Source organism: Actinoplanes sp. CA-030573 (assembly GCF_050951115.1).
Lineage (GTDB): Bacteria > Actinomycetota > Actinomycetes > Mycobacteriales > Micromonosporaceae > Actinoplanes.
Genome location: NZ_CP192038.1, coordinates 3651896 through 3669168, shown reverse-complemented (window position 1 = coordinate 3669168; position 17273 = coordinate 3651896). Strand labels below are relative to the sequence as shown.

The window sequence follows — 17273 nt, the reverse complement described above, 5'->3', positions numbered from 1 at the left end:
CTTTCGCTGTTGTTCCGATTCCGTGGTAACGCCGACCCGGGGTCGTCAGGCGGGCAGCTTGACACCGGTCAGGTCGGCGCAGATGCCCAGCAGGTCCTCCTGCAGCGACTCGTCGTACGCCTGCGGGTTCGCCCGCAGCTGGCGACGACGCTTGAAGTACCGGCCCGTCACGGTCGCTTCGGGCGCCGCGGACGTGGCGAGCCAGACCTGAGTCTCCGATCCTTCCGGCAGGTCGTCGGTCGCGCCCGGACCACCCATCCGGGTACGGATCCAGCCCGGGTCCACCGCGTTGCTGAACGTGCCGGGCCAACGCCGGGCCACGGCGAAGGCGAGCATCACGTCGTACAACTTGGAGTCGCTGTAGGCCTGCATGCCGTCCCACGCCCGGCCGCGCCACTGCAGATCATCGAGCCGAGCCCGCCCGCCCGCCTCCAGCCCGGAAGTCAGGTAGATCAGGCGCGCGGGTGCCGGCAGCAGCGCGGTCAGCAGGTACGGCGCCAGCGTGTTGACCTGGAAGATGCGCTCCAGACCATCCTCGGTGAGCACCGGGGCGTCCTGCCCGCCACCGACCCCGGCATTGTGGACGACCACGTCGAACGGCGCCAGGTCAGCGGCCTGCCGCGCGAGGTCACGGGTCTGCGCCAGCGAAGCCAGGTCGCCCACGACGACCGCGGCCGCTCCGGGCACGGCCGCCCGCGCGTCGCCGGCCCGCCGGTCGTCACGGGCGTGCAGCACCACCCGGTGGCCGCCGTCGACCAGAGTAGCGGCGGTGTGCCGCCCGATGCCGTCGCTGGAGCCGGTCACCAGAATCGTCGCCATGACGCCACGATGCCGGAGTCGGGCAGCCGCCGCCCGACCGGCACACGCCTTGAGACCGGAAACACACCGGCAGCCAGAGCTGTCGGAGGCCGGTATGGCGGCTCGGCGGCGTGGTGAACGATGTCGCTCGGCGCCTCACAGCACGGCGGCGATGGCGACCGCCTCCTCGGGCGTCAGGGGGTTTGTGCACACTCGTACAAGCAAACCGCCTGAGCTAGATGAGTAAAGGCACTCAGGTATTCATTGGCGAAGCCGAAGACCATGGAGATCCGCACCTGAGATCTACCCCCGGAGAGCGCTCGTGTCGTACCCGCCGTCATCCGTCCCGCAGAAGCCGACCGCGGCCTTCGTTGGCGCGTCCTGGGTCGCCCTCGGCCTCGGCATGGTGTCGTTCTCCGTGGGTCTGTGGAACTCACACATGACCAAGAGCGAGGTCGGCTTCTACGCCGCGACTCTTCTGCTCGGTCTGTTCGGTGCTCTTTCCCTGCAGAAGTCGGTCCGCGACCGGGCTGAAGGCGTTCCCGTGACAAGCCTGTACCTGGGCGTCGCCGGCATAGTGGTCGGCCTGTCGGTCCTGATGATGACAATCGGCCTGTGGAACAGCGGCCTGGCGCTGAGCGAGCGCGGCTTCTACGGCCTTGCCTTCGCGATGAGCCTGTACGCCGTTGTCGCCGTCCAGAAGAACGTCCGCGACTCCGCCGGGCCGGCAGTAACCCCGCCGACCGCCCTCCACCCATACCCGGACGGCCGCTGAGCACCCGGGGACCGGCACGACGTCAGTCCGCTGGGGTTCGGCGCAGCCGTTCGAACTCCACGAAGTCGACTATCTCCGCCTCTGTGACCACGTAGACGTATCCACATTCACGATCTACGGCGAGACGCTCGCCGGTGCGCCCGGGGACATTGGCGATCCACGTACGCCCGCATCGGTCGCACTCGACCCGCGCTTTTGCCGCCTTTGCGGTCACCGACACCAGGCGGCCGGCACGGCGTGCCATCGGCCGGACGCCGGTAACCTCGGACACCTCGAAATCCACGGTCAGGTCGTGGTCGCACTCGGGGCAGAGGAACACACCCTCGCGGACGCCGCGGGCAACGAGGCGTTCGCCCGACTTCCGGCAATTCGGACAGCGAATACGGTGCCGCTGTGCGACACCTTGTTCGGCGCCGTCGGGCTCGTGCACCGGCAGCACGGGCGCCACGACGGCCGCAGCGGTCGGCTCCTCGAGGGCCGACAGCCGTTGGCGGACGTTACGCCACGTCTCCTCCTTGACGGTGCCGGCAGCGAGCCGGTCGCGGGCAATCGCCACCAGCCGGGATCGGTGCTCATCAGTCACGTAGGTGTCCCACAGCCGCGTCCAGAGCGGCGCGAAATCCTGAGCCGGCTCCTCGGTCAGCACGTTGAGTGACGTGTGCCAGGCACGGTCGCCGGCGACGACGGACACCACCCGGCGCCAGACGATTCGCCATGCCTCCGTACGCTCCATGGTGCTCAGCACCTCGCACATCGCCTCGGCGTCGTCCGGTCGGGTACTCAGCCACTCGGCCAGGTCCTCCGCGAACTTGTAGATCCGGGGTACGGCGGGGTCGACCGCCAAGAAGACCTCGAGCAGCTCGCCGTCCCGGGGATCCGCCGTGATGAAGGCGGCGCCGATGTCACGCCATGCGCCCACGTGCTGGTTGCCGGCCAACCAGTGCGTCGCGGCGGCCCGCAGGTCCTTTTCGCGGAGCAGCTCGGCCGTGGCGGGGTGCTCCGCGGCGACCGACCAGACCAGCCTCGCGAAACGGCCGCCCGCCGAAGTAGTGAACCAGTGACGCAGCACCTCACCGAGCTGCGCGCCATCGAGGTCGTGCACATTGGCGGAGAGCAGCTGGATCCAGGCGCGGTCGTCGACATCGCCGAGCAGCCGCGGCATCGCCAGGGCGACGCCGCGCGCGGGGTCGAGCCACCGGCGGGCGACCAGGTAGGTGCGCGTCCAGCCCTCGCGCACCCCGGACAGCCAGTCGTCGACGAAGCGGAGCAGGCGGCCTCGCACTTCGGCGTCGACGTCGGTACCGAGGCATGCCACCAGGACGGTGGCGGCCGGCGGTTCGTCGGGATGGTGCCGCACCCAGCGCAGCATCGCCTCGACCACGGGCTCGGCGTGGGGCGCCACCCGCAGAACCTGATCGGCCAGGACCGCCCAGCCGTGGCCCCACTCGGGATGCGCCAAGAGCCACTGGAACGACTCGCGGCCGGCCACCTGTCGCGACGCCGCCGAGCTGATCTCCGTCATCCAGTAGCGCACGGTGACGCAGGCGAACTCCTCCTGACAGGCCCGGAGGTGACGTTCGGCGAGCTGGCGCAACTCCTCGTCCGGGGGCACGGCGGCACCGCATATGTGCTCATAAGCGCTGTGCCAGGCCCCGGAGGATTGTGGCCGGCGCAGCCAGGATCGAGCGGCTCGGTCGAACCTGGGATCTCGAACGAGCGCGGGCGGCAATGCCATGAAGAGGCTCGACCAGCCCGGGTTGTCGCTTGCCAGCATGGCGACGAGGCCGTCGAGCAGGAGCGGATCGATGTCGGCGCACAAGCGCAGGTGCTGGCTCAGCATCTGCCGTTGCCGCTCGCCGGCGAGCGATTGCCAATCGAGCCGGCGGGCCAGGATGGTCCCGGTGAGGCGCTCCCCGGGGAAGCTCTCCGCCCAGGTGTCCATGACCGGCCGCAACATCGGCGGGATTGCCGGCGCCTCCAGAATCTTCTGGTAGACCGTCCGTAGCTCGGCGTCCGGGTTCGCGCTCAGCCAGTCGCGGACAAGGGTCCGGTGTACCGGTATCGCGAGCGGGCTCCGGCCGGGCGGCCGCCGGCAATCCCGTACGTGCAGGGCCGTGACCACCGGCGCCAATGACGCCGCAGCAGGCAGTTCTCCGGCGACCGCCCGATGCGCCAACCGGACCAACGCCCCGTTGTCGGGCGCCTTCTCCAACGCCGCGGCGAGCAGCGTGACGGCCGCGGAATCGGATGCCAGGAAGGCCTCGATGACCGGTGCGAGTCCCTCCGCGTCGCGCGGTCGGCGGGCGCGGCTCACCAGGGGGCCGGCCACGCCCAGCCACCCCGGCCAGTCCGGCTGCCGGTGCACGAATTCCCACAGCTCTCGATCTACGCCGGGGTTGTCCAGCTCGATGAGTGCCCGGACCAAGTCCTCCGTGCCCTTCTCCGGCGGTCCGTCGAGGCGTCCGATGGCGTACTCGCAGGCACTGTGTTCCGGCCGGCGTGACCAGCGCTCGGCCCTGATCCACTCGGCGAGGACCGGTGCGGCCAGATCGGCCATACCCACACCGAGCTGGTCACTCGCCTCGCGGAGCGCCGCCGGCAGATGTGACCGGTCGTCCGCTGGAGCGGAGCGGTCGGAGCGCGCGGACAAATTGGCGGCCATCCGCCGCAGCAGAGGGACGGCCGCCCAACCGCGCGGCACGGCCTTGATCGCATCACCGAGGGCGTCTCGCAGGTGGGCGACGTGCTCGCCGTGCTCCGCCGACGGTACCCACACCTCATACATGAGGTTGGCCACGTGCGGGTGGGTGAACCAGTAACCCGGGCGGCCTCCTCGACTCGAAAGCTCTACGTGCATGTCGGTACGAAGGGTGTCGATCGCGGCCTTCGCCTTGTCGTCCGGCGGTGCGGCCTCCTCGGGGTAACCGACGTACAGCCGGTTCACCGCCAGTAGCCGTGTGAAGAACTCCGGCAACTCGGGCAGCCCCTGCGCCTCGATGCGCCGGCGAAAACGTTGCGCATATTCCTCGATGGTCTCGCCGCTGAGCCACTCCAGGAAGAGTTGGGCCGGCATGGGTATGCCACGCTGCGGGATCGGCGGCGGCGGCGCGCCCGTACGCTGCTCGAACCAGGCCCGCAGCTGGCGGGTGAACTCCGGGCGGTACGGGTCGAGCACATGGCTGCCGATCAGGAGCCCATCGGAGCCGTACTTGTCCTGGAACTCGGCGAGGTGTTCGGTAGGCGCACAACACACGAAGACCGGGAACTCGAAGATCGGGGCGGTCTGCCGGAGCCGGCCGAGAGCGCCGAAGACGTCGGGCCAGGCGGGGCGCTCGTCGTCCTCGGTCCAGGACAGCGGATCGTCGACGCCCACGACGGTATGCCGTACCCGGCTCAGCCCGGCGGCCCAGCCGCTCACCTGGCTCAGCCGGGCGCCGTCGTTCGGCAACAGGGCCGACACGCCGGACCGGGCGTTGAGCCGCCCCAGCAACTGGAGCAGCAGGACGCTCTTGCCGGCGCCGGACGGACCGATGATCCAGAACATCGGCACCGAGCGTTCGCCCGCCTCAGCGCGGGGAGCGACCTCTTTCTCGTACCACGACCAGTACTCCCGCTCGACGTCGTCGAGCTCATCGGTGGCCGCGAGGAAGCCATTTTCCAGGTGATAAAGCTGTGGCTGGCGGTTGACCAGGTAACCGCCATCGCCGTCGTGCCGGAGCGCGTTGCGGCGCTGCCGGTGCGCGGCGGTCAGCAGGGTGACCTGACCGGGTGTTCCGCGTGATATTGACCGCTCGAGCAACGATTCCAGTTCCTCCGACGCCGGGCCCGCGTCGAACACCGCACGTACGAGGGTCGCGGCGGTTCGCGTCGGGTCGTGGCAGCCGGCATCGTGCAGTTGGGCGATCAGCTCGCCGGACGGGTCGCCGTACAGAACCGGAGCCTCGAGGCGCGCCAGCATGTCACGCAGGAGAATGTCCCGACTGTCCCGTTCCTCGCCCGCCACGGCGAGGCGCGCCGCTCGCCATTGCTCGATGGCATTCCCGACATCGTCCAGCGTGCACGTCGGCGCGGCGATGCGGTACCGCGGGCGCCTCCGGTGCGCCGGCTGGGTGGCGACGATCGCATGAACCTGCGCGAGCCGGTCGAGCTGCGAGTGCAACGCGGCGACGGTGAGCGGTGTGTTGATCGCCAGCCGGTAGAGGGGTTCCTGCTCGGCGGTTCGCCGCCACAACCGCCGGACGTGCTCGGCCAACCGGCCCGGATCCTCGGCCCCTACGGCGGCCAGGGCCTCGGCCAAGATCCCGTACATCTGCACCGCGATGTGTGCCGAGGAGCTCAACTCGGCCGGCAGATCGGGATCCTCGGCCAGTTCGTCGCAGAGGAGACGAAGCGCGTCGCGCCAGTCGCCGCCGACCGGTCCCCCGGGTACCGACAGACCGAACCGCTCGACGATGGACTCGACCGGAACCGCGTACAGCACGTTGGTGGCCCGCGTCACCCGTTCGGCGCCGACCTTGGAATCCTCCAGGACCTGTTCGGACAGCATCCCCACGATGGCTCCGCCGTCGACGGTCACCGCGCTTCCCGAGTAACCATGAAAGCGGCCGAGATCCTGATCGACCTTGAGCTGCAGGACGGGCATCGAATGGCGCTGCTCGTTGATCAGCTTGCGGCTCGACGCGGTGACCTCACCACTGAGATAGGCGGCGTTGGGGTGCGCGCCCCCGGTCACTTGCCAGGACGCGCGTGGCTTGACCGAGAAGGTAAGCCGGACTGCCTCCGCATGCAGCGGCCTCGCCAGCGTGAGAACGGCAGCGTCGACCTCCGGCGCCACTTGTTTCCGGGAGACGCCGGCCTGGCCGTCGGCTGCCATCACGACGAGGTCGGCGACGTCCTTCTCGCGGACCACGTGAGCCGCGGTCACGACCGTCCGGCCGTCCAGGAGAAAGCCGCTGCCTACCGCGGAGCCGCGGAAGAAGATGCGACTATCGGTCATTTACGGCTGAAGGAGATCGTCACCTCGAAGGTCGCCTCGGCGCCGGCCCGGGAGAGCACCACACCCGCATCAGCGGTAAGGGTGATTCCGAACTTCGCCTCCAGCTTGTTCGCCTGCCATTGTGGCTGCTCCGGGAGCTGGTCGAGGTCCGCATTCAACGCCTGAGCACCCGCCAGGACCGCGCCGCGAAGATCCGCGACCCGGTCTCGCAATCTCTCGGCGACGTTGTCGCGTATCGAGATCTCGCGCCCCTCGCCGGTCTCGACGACCTTGACGAGAACATTGTCCGGGATGGAAATATCCGACATGCACGACATCCTTCCGGCTCGACCAGACAGACGCTCTACAGTAGTCATCTCATCGCGGTCGGCTGTCGCCAATCCGGCATGAGGCGGGTGACTCCGTCGACGCACCGTCGAGTTGGCCTATCGGCACCACGGATGCCGCGCCACCCGATGAGCAGTGACACCGGCGAATGTACGGCGCATATACCCGTGGCTCCTAGCGTGATGAACCCGCCCGCAGGCCGGGGAAATCGGTCACCGGAGAAACGGAGTACCAGCCATGAGACATCGGTCCGGCCGCGCCGCGGTTGCCGTGGCGTTGTTCCTCCTTTCCGTGCTCGCGCTCGCCGCTCCCGTGCAAGCCGCGCCGCCGTCGCCGGCCGGCCCGGCCCGGCCGGCGGTGGCGGCGGTTCGCCAATCGATCGCCCAGAATGCCGTCAGTCCGCGGGTGGCGGTCGCCTGCAGCGCCACCTTCCGCTGCTCGACACCGCTGAGCGGGCAGGTCCAGCAGGAGTGGAACTGGTGCGGCCCGGCGAGCGCCACGACCGTGCTGACCAACTGGGCCGTCCCGGGTGTGGCCCAGTCCTGGGTGGCGAGCCGGGTTGGCATCGACAAGTATCGTTTTGCGCTGCCGACAAGCATGGACAACGCCATCAACGAGAAGATCAACGCGTACTACGGTCAGACGCTCGACCCGTACAGCGCCTATTCCGGCATCACGAACGACAATCTCTGGAATTCCGTACGCGGCTGGGTCTCCGACTTCGACGAGGTCTTCATCGTCGCTGTGTACGCCCACAAGATCTGGTACCCGAACGCGGGCACCGGCGTTGCTCACTACCTGGTCATCTACGGCTACAGCGACCAGGCGCAGGGCTACATGGTGTGGGATCCGGCGGCGGGCAGCCTCGGCGGTTCGCACCATCTCGGCAAGAACGACTGGGAGCGGGTTGCCTATCCGGGCCGTTGGGTCATCGCTCCGAACTACTTCTGAGGACCGATGTCTTTCGAGACCGCATCGGCGAGCCTGAGCCTGCACGGCCGCATGCGTCGGCGGTGATGCCCCGCGACCGGGCCGGTCGCGGGGCGCATGGCGGGAATCAGCCCCGCACCTTCGCCCGCAGGCTCTCGGCGTCGCGGTGCCGGCCCTGATCCACGTACAGGTCCATCGCTCGTCTCCACGCCTTCTGCGCCTGCCCGGGCTCGCCGAGGGCGGCGTGGGCGTCGCCGATGTGCTCCCACAGCTCGGCTCGCAGGAAGTGGTGGCCGGTCTCCTCGCTGGTCGGGAGCGCCCGCCGGTAGTGGCGGAGGGCGTCGGCCGGACGGCCCGCGAGGAACTCGACGTAGCCGAGGCTGTCGAGCGTGGCCAGCTCGGTGTCGCGCGAACCCACCCGGCGGCACAGGCTCAACGCCTCGGTCAGGTGGGTGCGCGCCGTCGGGATCTCGCCGGCCTTGGCGGCCAGGTAGCCGGCGGTGTTGAGGGCGTCGGCCAGGGTTCGCCGGCCGGCGCCCCACTTCTGGTAGATCCGGAGAGCGCGATGTGCATGATCGAGTCCCCGCCGCACGTCACCGCCGTGCAGGTAAGCCAGGGCGAGGGTGCGGTGGCTACGGGCCTGGTCGTCCCGGTCACCGGAGCGCACTCCCAGCGCCAGTGCGCGTTCCAGGTGGCCGATGGCAAGGTCGAGATTCCCCACCATCCCGTACGCTCCGCCCAGCCCACGCTCGGCGTCCCCCATCGCGGCGAGGTCGCCGTCGGCGGCGGCCGCGGATCGGCCGAGCTGCCAGCTGACGATCTCGTCGTGAGCCCGGCCGGTGCGCCGATGGAAGGAGCTCAGCGACCACGCCAGCTGCCAGGTGGCGCGGTCCCAGCCGGTCTCGGCAGCGAGACGCTGGACGGCGAGGATCGACGCGTGCTCGGTGGTCAGCCAGGTCATCGCCGAGTCCAGGTCGGGGAATGCGGCGACCGGCGCGGCGTCCAGGCCGATGCACCGGCGTCTCGCGTTGAGCTCCAGCTCCGCCGCGTGCGTGTGCGCCAGGTAGTGGTCCACCAGTCGGCGTGCCGCCTGCCGGCGTTCCTCGGCCGGCAGGCCGGCCGCGGCGCATTCGGCCGCGTAGAGCCGGACCAGGTCGTGCATGCGCCAGCGGCCGGGAGCCGGCTCGCCCACCATCGACTGCCGAAGCAGCGTCCGGAGCAGGCGTTCGGCCCGCGCCACCGGCAGGCCGGCCAGCGCGGCGGCCGCGGCGGTGCCGACATCCGGCCCGGGCACCAGCCCCAGCAGGGCGAACATGCGGGCCGCGGTGGGGGGCAGAGCGGTGTACGACCAGGACAGCACCGCACGCAGACTCCCGTACGACCCGTCCTCGTCCAGAGCGCTCAGCCGGTCGCCGGCCCGGCCCAGCTCGTCGGCGATGACCGTCAACGGCTCATGGGGACGTAAGGCGGCGCGGGCCGCAATGACCCCCAGCGCCAGCGGCAGGCCCGAGCAGTAGCCGACCAGCCGTCGCACGGCGTTCGGCTCCGCGGCCAATCGTCCGGCCGCTACCCGGCGGCGAAGAAGGTCGTGGGCCTCGCCGGGGGCCAGCACGTCGACCGGCAGCGGTCGTGCGCCGTGGCCGGCGACCAGCCCGACGAGCTGGTCCCGGCTGGTCACCACGGTCACGCACGCCGGCGTACCGGGCAGCAGATCGACGACCTGCCCGGTGTCGCGGGCGTTGTCCAGAAGCACCAGCATGCGCCGATCGGCAACCAGGCTCCGGTACAGGCCGACCTGAGCCGGCAGGTCCGCCGGCACCGCATCCGGCGGCACGCCGAGCGCGTCCAGGAAGCCGCGCACCGCCGTCTCCGTGGAGACCTGCTGACCGGACGGGTCGAAGCCGCGCAGATTGACGAACAGCTGGCCGTCCGGGAACCGGTCGCGGTGGCGGTGTGCCCAGTGCAGCGCCAGCCAGGTCTTGCCGATCCCGCCGGTGCCGCCGATCGCGGACACCACCACCGTCCGGCCCGGACCGGTCGCCGCCGCGGTGAGCGCGGCGAGCTCGCGGCCCCGCCCGGCGAAGCCTTCCACGTCCGCGGGCAACTGGGCGGGCACCGGGCGGGCCGGGCGGGCGGCTGCCGCCGGCGGCGCCAGCAGCCGCCGATCGCCGCCGAGGATGGCCCGGTGCAGGTCGCGCAGCTCCGGCTGCGGCTCCACCCCGAGCTCATCGACGAGCCGCTGACGGGTACGCCGGTACAGCGCCAGCGCCTCGGCCTGCCGGCCGGACCGGTAGAGCGCCAGCAGGAGCAAGGCGCAGAACCGCTCCCGGTACGGGTACCGGCCGACCAAGTCGCCCAGTTCCCGCACGACCTCGGCCGCCCGTCCGACCGCCAGGTCGGCCTCGATCCGGAGCTCGGTCGCGAGCAGCCGCAGATCGTCCAGCCGGGCGGCCTCCGCGGCCAGGACGGGCACGTCGCCGAACTCCTGATACGCGGGTCCGCGCCACAGCGACAAGGCCGACGCCAGCATCTCGCGGGCGGCGGCCGGATCGGCCGGGTCCGCGCGGGCGACCGTCGCGGCGAACTCCCCGGCATCGATCTGCTCGCCGGCCGCGGTCAACGCGTACGACCCGCCACGCCGGGTCAGCAGGTCCGGGCCGAGCGCCGCGCGCAGCCCGTGCACGTAACCGCGCAGGTTCTCCCGCGCCGAGGCGGGAGGCCGGGCCGGCCACAGGATGTCCACCAACCGGTCAGCGGTCAGCGCCTCGCCGCGATGGCAGATGAGAACGGCGAGCAGCAGTCGCTGTTTGGGCGGACCCAGGGCGACCTCGGCCCCCTCGTGCCGCGCCTCGATCGCCCCCAGCACATGGAAGCGCATCGCTTGACGGTAGGCGGGCCCGGCAACAGTCCGGCGCCGACGGATCGGGGTTATGCGTCGCGGTGGGCCCGCCACCCGCCGAGGGCCAGGGCGATGAGCGCATATCCGGCCAGGTCGGCGTAGGCCAGGAGCATGGACGGTAGGCGGGGCTTGGCCGCGACGGCGTGCACCTGGGCGACGACATCCCCGGCGTTGGACAGCAGCAGCCGCGCCGGCAGGTAGGACCATCCCTCGACGGCACGCGCCGCCCCGTACGCGAGGAAGACCACCGCGATGAGGGCCGAGACGCCGCCGGCGGGATGCCGGGCGAGCGCGCCGAGTCCGAGGCCGACGAGGGCGATCGCCGTCAGGTAGAGGCCGGCTCCGGTGACCGCCCGCAGCACGCCGGGATCGCCGAGGCCGGCGTTCAGGTGCTCGCTCCTCAGCACGGCTTGGCCGAGCAGGAACAGGCCGAAGGCGAGCACCTGACCCAGGACGAGGGTGGTGACCGCCACCACCGCGGCCTTGGCCAGGTAGAGCCGCCCGCGGCGAGGCGTCGCGGTCAGCGCCGGGATGATGGTGCCGGTGGCGTAGTCGCCGGTCGCGGCGAGCACGCCCAGGACCCCGAACGCGAGCTGGGCGAAGGTGAGCCCGGCGAAGCCGCTGCCGACCGGGTCGAACGCCGCCCGGTCGGCCGCGGTGAGCGTGTCCCACGACCGCGTCGTGCTCATCGTGTCGGCCAGGCCCAGACCGGCCCCGAGGGCGACCGCCGCGGCCAGCGCCAGCCAGGTCGACCGCACCGACCACAGCTTGATCCATTCGGCATGCACGGCGCCGCGGAAAGCGTGCACGGCGCCGCCGGAAGCGTGCACGGCGCCGCCGGAAGCGTCCACGGAGCCGCGGAGCGCGCTCATCGGACGCCACCGCGGTAGTGGACGGAACCGTCGGTCAGCGCGAAGTACGCGGACTCGAGGTCGGCGTGGCCGGCGGCGAGCTCCGCAACGCCGGTGTCGGCCAGGACCCGGCCGGCACCGATGACCAGCAGGTGGTCGGCGGTGAGCGCGATCTCGCTGATCAAGTGGCTGGAGATCAGCACGGTACGGCCCTCGGCGGCGAGCTCCCGCAGCAGCGTGCGGATCCAGTGCACGCCCTGCGGATCCAGACCGTTGACCGGCTCGTCGAGGATCAGGACGCCGGGGTCGCCGAGCAGCGCGGCGGCGATGCCCAGACGCTGGCGCATCCCGATCGAGAAGGTGCGCACCCGCCGGCCGGCCACCGAGGTGAGGCCGGTGCGGTGCAGGGCGGCGTCGATCGTACGGCGCGGCAGGCCGTTGCTGGCCGCGAGCCAGCACAGATGCCGGTACGCGCTACGCCCGCCGTGGATGCCCGACGCGTCGACGAGGGCACCGACCTCGCGCAGGGGCCGGGGCAGCGACCGGTACGTGCGCCCGCCGATCGCCGCCGTTCCGGAGGTCGGCGTGGTCAGTCCCAGGATCATGCGGATGGTGGTGGACTTGCCGGCCCCGTTGGGGCCGAGGAAGCCGGTGACCCGGCTCGGTTCGACGGTGAACGACACCGCGTCGACGGCGGCGCTCCGGCCGAAACGTTTGGTCAGCTCTCGCACTTCAATCATGCCGACGACGATGACGGCGCCGGCCCTGCCGTGTCGTCCGCCCACGGGCAGCGATCCGGTCGGCCGGGCGATGTATGCCGTTCGGCAGACGCGGGCGGGCAACCGTCCACCGTAGGCTTCCGGGCATGGACTCCGCGCCGCGACCGCCGCTGCGGCACCGGCTGCGCCCGGTGCACTGGCTGGCGCTGGACCTCGCCGCGGCCGCCGTCTACGGCGTGCTCGCTTACGGGGTGCTGGCCGCCCGCATCGACCGGCAGGTGCTCGCCGCGGCCGGGGTGGCCGTGGTGTGCGCGGCGCTGGTGGTGGCCCGGCGGCTACCACTGGTCGCGGCCGGCGCGGCGCTGGCCGTCTTCTGGCTGGCACCGTTGTCGCCCCGGTTCGGCTGGCTCGCCGCCGCGCCGCTGGCCTACGCGCTGTACCGGGTGGCCGAGCGGTACCCGGCCCGGCCGGCGGCCGTCGCCCTGGCGGCCGGCCTCACCGGGCCGGTCGCCACGGTCCTGCCGTCACGGCACACCGGTGCGGTGTTGCCGTTCGGCCTGCTGCTGGCCGCCGCGTGGGCGGTCGGCGCCGCCGTCCACCAGCACCGCCGCTACAACGACGAGCTGCTGCGCCACCAGCGCGACCGGGCCGAGCGGCAGGTCGCCGACGAACGCGTCCGCATCGCCCGGGAGCTGCACGACGTGGTCGCGCACAGCATGAGCCTGATCACCGTGCAGGCCGCGTTCGGGCGGCTGGTGGTGGACGAGCAGCCGGCCCGGGCCGGCGAAGCGCTCGCGATCATCGAGACCACCGGCCGGGAGTCGCTGGCCGAGCTGCGCCGGATCCTGGGCGTCCTGCGCAACGCCGGACCGGTCGCGACGACGCCGGCTCCGGGGCTGACCGACCTGGCGCGTCTCGCCGAGCAGACCAGGGCGGCGGGCGTGCACGTCGATCTCACCGTGGCGGCCGAGCCGGATCGGCTGCCGCCGGGCGTGCAGCTCTCGGTCTATCGCATCGTGCAGGAGGCGCTCACCAACGTCGTCAAGCACGCGAAGACCGACGCGGCGCGGGTGAGCGTCGAACACCGTCCGGACGCCGTGGTCCTGGAGGTCACCGACCACGGTCGCGGCGGGCTGCCGGAGGGACCCGGGCACGGCATCGCCGGCATGCGCGAGCGAGTCGCCCTCTACGGCGGCACCCTGCAGGCGGGGCCACTGCCCGGACGTGGCTTCCGGGTCGGCGCTCATCTCCCGCTCACCGCGGGACAACCTTCATGACCGTACGGGTGGTCGTCGCCGACGATCAGGCGCTGGTGCGCGCGGGGCTCTGCGGCATCGTCGACGTGGCCGAGGACCTGAGCGTGGTGGGCGAGGCGGGCACCGGTCGTGAGGCCGTCGAGGTCGTGCACCGCCTCGACCCGGACGTGGTGCTCATGGACGTACGCATGCCTGATCTGGACGGCATCGAAGCGACCCGGCGGATAACCGCCGAGGCCGCCGCCCGCGTGCTGATTCTCACCACCTTCGACCTCGACGAGTACGTCTATGCGGCGCTGGGCGCCGGCGCCAGTGGCTTCCTGCTCAAGGACGCTCCGCCGGCCGACCTGCACGCCGCCATCCGGATCGTGGCGGCCGGCGACGCGTTGCTGGCGCCCCGGGTCACCCGGCGGGTCATCGCCACCTTCGCCGAGCGCACCCCGCCGCCCGCGCTACCCTCGCTGGCCCCGCTGACCGACCGGGAACGGCAGGTCCTGGCCCTGGTCGCCGATGGGCTGACCAACGCCGAGATCGGCGCCCGCCTGCACATCACGGCCGGCACCGCCAAGACCCACGTGGCCCGCCTGCTGCACAAGCTCGCCGCCCGCGACCGGGTCCAGCTGGTGATCCTGGCCCATCGCGCCGGGCTGGCCGGGTAGCCGGTCGCGGTGTCCGGGTGGCGTGCCGTGGTCGCTCACGCCGGGATCAGGTCCGCCAGCAGCGCCTGGATGCGGGTTTTGATCTCGTCGCGGATGGGACGGACGGCCTCGACACCGAGCCCGGCCGGGTCGTCGAGCTTCCAGTCCTCGTAGCGTTTGCCGGGGAAGACGGGGCAGGCGTCGCCGCAGCCCATGGTGATGATGACGTCGAACTCCCGGGCGGTCTCGTACTCCAGCTTCCTGGGTGTCTGGTCGGTGATGTCGATGCCGACCTCGCACATGGCTTCGACGGCGGCGGGGTTGATCCGGTCGGCGGGCTCGGACCCGGCGGAGCGCACCTCGACGCGGTCGCCGGCGAGGTGGCGCAGCCAGCCGGCCGCCATCTGCGAACGGCCGGCGTTGTGCACGCAGACGAACAGGACGCTGGGCTTGTCACTCATCGGGTGTCTCCGCCGGGCGTCAGCAGGGTCGCCAGTTGGCGCATCAGACCGGGCCGGGCGCGGTAGTAGACCCAGCTGGCGCGGCGCTCGGCGTCCACCAGACCGGCGTCGCGCAAGGTCTTGAGATGGTGCGAGATCGTCGAGCCCGAAACCTCGAACGACGGGGTGAGGTCGCATACGCAGATCTCCCCGCCCGGGGCTGAGGCGATCATCGACATCAGCTGCAGGCGGACCGGGTCGCCCAGGGCCTTGAATGCGGGCGCGAGCTGCAGGGCGGTGGTCGGCTGGACTCGCTGGGCGGCCATCGGCGGGCAACACGGGATCTCCGCGGCCGGGTCGAGCACGTTCTCCGAGGCGGCTGGTTTCGACATGCGTCGAGCTTGACATGTATCGAATCCGCGTGCAAACCTCGGTTTCGACAAACGTCGAATCCAACAGTTGTCGAAACCATAGGAGCGCTATGCTTTCATCGTCCATCGGCGATAAACGATGAAGAGGGTGCATGGTGGCCGATCTGCTCGACCGGGCGACCGCGGAGACGTACGCGTCCTGGTTCCGGGCACTCGCGGACCCGTCGCGGGTGCAGATCGTGGAATACCTGGCCCGGCAGGGCCGGCCGATGCCGGTCGGCGAGATCGTCACGGCCGTGAGGCTCGCCCAGTCAACCGTCTCGCAGCACCTGAAGATCCTCACCGAGGTGCGGTTCGTCCTGGTGGAGCCGGTGGGCAACGCCCGGCACTACCGGATCAACGCCACCTGCATCGACTGCTTCCCGTCGGCCGCCGACGTCGTCATGGGCCGGCCCGCCCCGTCCACGCCCGGAGCCTGCGCATGAGCGGCCCGCGGATCCGGCCGATGACCGCCGCCGACGCCGGCGCGGTCCTGGCCATCTACCAGGCCGGCATGGACGGCGGGAACGCCAGCTTCGAGCACACCGCACCGGGCTGGACAGCGTTCGATGCCGGCAAACTGCCCGAGCACCGGTTCGTCGCCGTCGGCGACACCGGCGCCGTGCTCGGCTGGGTCGCGATCTCGGCCGTCTCCGCGCGAGCCGTCTACGCGGGCGTTGTCGAGCACTCGGTCTATGTCGATCCCGGGGCACGGGGGCGCGGGGTCGGCCGGGCGCTGCTCGACGCGCTCATCGAGTCCACCGAGAAGGCCGGGATCTGGACGATCCAGTCCGGCGTCTTCCCCGAGAACACCGCCAGCCTCGCCCTGCACCGAGCCGCCGGGTTCCGCATCGTCGGCGTCCGCGAGCGGGTCGGCCGGCACCGAGCACAGAACAACCGGTGGCGCGACGTCGTGTTCATCGAACGCCGCAGCCCGCTCATCGACTGAACCCAGGAGACCTCTCGTGACCACCCAGCTCGACCATCTGCCGATCGCCGTCATCGGGGGCGGCCCCGTCGGCCTGGCCGCCGCCGCCCACCTGGCCGAACGCGGCCTGCCCTTCCTCGTCCTCGAAGCCGGCGACACGCCCGCCGCCGCCGTCCGCGAATGGGGCCACGTCCGGTTGTTCTCGCCGTGGCGGTACAACATCGACCCCGCCGCGGCGAAACTGCTCGCCGACGCCGGCTGGCAGCGACCCGACGACGAGCAGCTGCCCACCGGCGCCCAGCTCGCCCGGGACTACCTCCAGCCCCTCGCCGAGCTGCCCGCCCTCGAGCCGCACATCCGCTACGGCGCCCGCGTCGCCGCCGTCACCCGGGCCGGACTCGACCGGCTGCGCACCGCCGGCCGCGAAGACACCCCGTTCCTGGTCCGGCTCGAAAACGGCGAAGACATCCTCGCCCGCTCGGTGATCGACGCCGCCGGAACCTGGAACACCCCGAACGTGCTGGGCGCCTCCGGCATCCCCGCTCACGGCGAGGCGGACGTCTCGCCGTACGTCAGCAATGCTCTCCCGGACGTCTTGGGCCGCGACCGTGACCAGTTCGAAGGTCGTCGCGTCCTGGTCGTGGGCGCGGGACACTCGGCCGCCAACACGCTGCTGTCCCTGGCCGAGCTGCCCGGCACGACGGTCACCTGGGCGATTCGATCGGGCTCGCCGTTCCGGACCTACGGCGGTGAGACCGGCGACGCGCTACCCGCCCGCGGCGCCCTCGGCAGCCGACTGCGCGAGCACGTCGAATCCGGCGCCATCACCCTGCTCACCGGCTTCGGCATCCAGCGGCTCACCACCGTCGGCGACGGCGTCGAGGTGTCCGACGGCAACCGCGGCCTGGTCGTGGACCGGATCGTCGCCGCGACCGGCTTCCGGCCCGACCACCGCATCGTGTCCGAGCTACGCCTCGACCTCGACCCGATCATGGGATCCACCCGGGCCCTCGCCCCGCTGATCGACCCCAACGAACACTCCTGCGGCACCGTCCCGCCGCACGGCGTCGACGAGCTCACCCAGCCCGAGCCCGGCTACTACGCCATCGGCGTCAAGTCGTACGGCCGCGCGCCGACGTTCCTGCTCGCCACCGGCTACGAGCAGGCTCGCTCCGTGGTCGCGGCGCTGGACGGCGACTGGGCCGCCGCCCGCGACGTGCGGCTCGACCTGCCCGAGACCGGCGTCTGCACCAGCAACCCCGTCCTCGCCCCCGGCGAGCAGGCCGGGGGCTGCTGCGGCTGACCC

At 71.6% G+C, this 17273-nt stretch carries 15 protein-coding genes; 7 read left to right on the top strand and 8 right to left on the bottom strand.

Annotation, left to right across the window (positions count from 1 at the left end):
• Positions 1–45 precede the first annotated feature (45 nt).
• On the bottom strand, positions 46–819 hold the full coding sequence (locus tag ACQP2F_RS17090) for an SDR family NAD(P)-dependent oxidoreductase (protein WP_433305074.1): 774 nt from the start codon (positions 817–819) through the stop codon (positions 46–48).
• 382 nt (positions 820–1201) lie between these two features.
• Between ACQP2F_RS17090 and ACQP2F_RS17085 the strand changes: the two genes are divergently transcribed.
• Positions 1202–1573: a YiaA/YiaB family inner membrane protein gene (locus tag ACQP2F_RS17085; protein WP_433307544.1), complete on the top strand. Its 372-nt coding sequence runs from the start codon at positions 1202–1204 to the stop codon at positions 1571–1573.
• A gap of 22 nt (positions 1574–1595) precedes the next feature.
• Here the strand turns inward: ACQP2F_RS17085 and ACQP2F_RS17080 are convergent, their stop codons facing one another.
• Together ACQP2F_RS17080 and ACQP2F_RS17075 are read right to left on the bottom strand one after the other, a co-directional pair.
• Positions 1596–6569, bottom strand: coding sequence for a trypsin-like peptidase domain-containing protein (locus tag ACQP2F_RS17080; protein WP_433305072.1), 4974 nt, complete (start codon positions 6567–6569; stop codon positions 1596–1598).
• Positions 6566–6877 (bottom strand): CU044_2847 family protein, encoded by a 312-nt coding sequence (locus ACQP2F_RS17075; RefSeq protein ID WP_433305070.1) that lies wholly within the window; start codon positions 6875–6877, stop codon positions 6566–6568. Before ACQP2F_RS17075 ends, ACQP2F_RS17080 begins: the two co-directional genes overlap by 4 nt.
• A 310-nt stretch (positions 6878–7187) precedes the next feature.
• Here ACQP2F_RS17075 and ACQP2F_RS17070 point away from each other — a divergent pair, with 310 nt between their 5' ends.
• Entirely contained in the window at positions 7188–7847 is a 660-nt protein-coding gene (locus ACQP2F_RS17070; RefSeq protein ID WP_433305068.1) for a C39 family peptidase, read from the top strand.
• 106 nt (positions 7848–7953) lie between these two features.
• On the opposite strand, the gene ACQP2F_RS17065 is transcribed toward ACQP2F_RS17070, so the two are convergent.
• From ACQP2F_RS17065 to ACQP2F_RS17055, 3 genes are read right to left on the bottom strand one after another with little or no spacing between them, the layout of a single operon-like run.
• Positions 7954–10704, bottom strand: a complete 2751-nt coding sequence (locus tag ACQP2F_RS17065; protein ID WP_433305067.1) for a BTAD domain-containing putative transcriptional regulator — start codon at positions 10702–10704, stop codon at positions 7954–7956.
• A 50-nt stretch (positions 10705–10754) separates the two neighbouring features.
• Positions 10755–11597 carry a hypothetical protein gene (locus tag ACQP2F_RS17060; RefSeq protein WP_433305065.1) on the bottom strand — a complete coding sequence of 281 codons (843 nt, stop codon included), beginning with the start codon at positions 11595–11597 and terminating at the stop codon, positions 10755–10757.
• Positions 11594–12316, bottom strand: coding sequence for an ABC transporter ATP-binding protein (locus ACQP2F_RS17055; protein ID WP_433305063.1), 723 nt, complete (start codon positions 12314–12316; stop codon positions 11594–11596). The genes ACQP2F_RS17060 and ACQP2F_RS17055 overlap by 4 nt, the downstream gene beginning before the upstream one ends.
• Before the next feature lie 125 nt (positions 12317–12441).
• On the opposite strand from ACQP2F_RS17055, the gene ACQP2F_RS17050 reads away from it, so the two are divergent.
• Complete coding sequence (locus ACQP2F_RS17050) at positions 12442–13572, top strand: sensor histidine kinase (RefSeq protein WP_433305061.1); 1131 nt, start codon at positions 12442–12444, stop codon at positions 13570–13572.
• A complete protein-coding gene (locus ACQP2F_RS17045; protein WP_433305059.1) occupies positions 13569–14210 on the top strand; it encodes a response regulator in 642 nt (213 codons plus the stop codon). The genes ACQP2F_RS17050 and ACQP2F_RS17045 overlap by 4 nt, the downstream gene beginning before the upstream one ends.
• Positions 14211–14245: 35 nt before the next feature.
• Here ACQP2F_RS17045 and ACQP2F_RS17040 read toward each other — a convergent pair whose 3' ends face one another.
• Both ACQP2F_RS17040 and ACQP2F_RS17035 read right to left on the bottom strand, forming a co-directional pair.
• The gene (locus ACQP2F_RS17040) at positions 14246–14650 is read right to left on the bottom strand and encodes an arsenate reductase ArsC (protein WP_433305057.1); all 405 of its coding nucleotides are present in this window, start codon (positions 14648–14650) and stop codon (positions 14246–14248) included.
• The gene (locus ACQP2F_RS17035; protein ID WP_433305055.1) at positions 14647–15021 is read right to left on the bottom strand and encodes an ArsR/SmtB family transcription factor; all 375 of its coding nucleotides are present in this window, start codon (positions 15019–15021) and stop codon (positions 14647–14649) included. The genes ACQP2F_RS17040 and ACQP2F_RS17035 overlap by 4 nt, the downstream gene beginning before the upstream one ends.
• 131 nt (positions 15022–15152) lie before the next feature.
• Here ACQP2F_RS17035 and ACQP2F_RS17030 point away from each other — a divergent pair, with 131 nt between their 5' ends.
• The 3 genes from ACQP2F_RS17030 to ACQP2F_RS17020 are packed head-to-tail and all read left to right on the top strand — an operon-like array spanning position 15153 to position 17270.
• Complete coding sequence (locus tag ACQP2F_RS17030; RefSeq protein WP_433305053.1) at positions 15153–15485, top strand: ArsR/SmtB family transcription factor; 333 nt, start codon at positions 15153–15155, stop codon at positions 15483–15485.
• Complete coding sequence (locus ACQP2F_RS17025) at positions 15482–15988, top strand: N-acetyltransferase family protein (RefSeq protein WP_433305051.1); 507 nt, start codon at positions 15482–15484, stop codon at positions 15986–15988. The genes ACQP2F_RS17030 and ACQP2F_RS17025 overlap by 4 nt, the downstream gene beginning before the upstream one ends.
• A 16-nt stretch (positions 15989–16004) precedes the next feature.
• Positions 16005–17270: an FAD-dependent oxidoreductase gene (locus tag ACQP2F_RS17020; protein WP_433305049.1), complete on the top strand. Its 1266-nt coding sequence runs from the start codon at positions 16005–16007 to the stop codon at positions 17268–17270.
• The last annotated feature ends 3 nt before the right edge of the window (positions 17271–17273 follow it).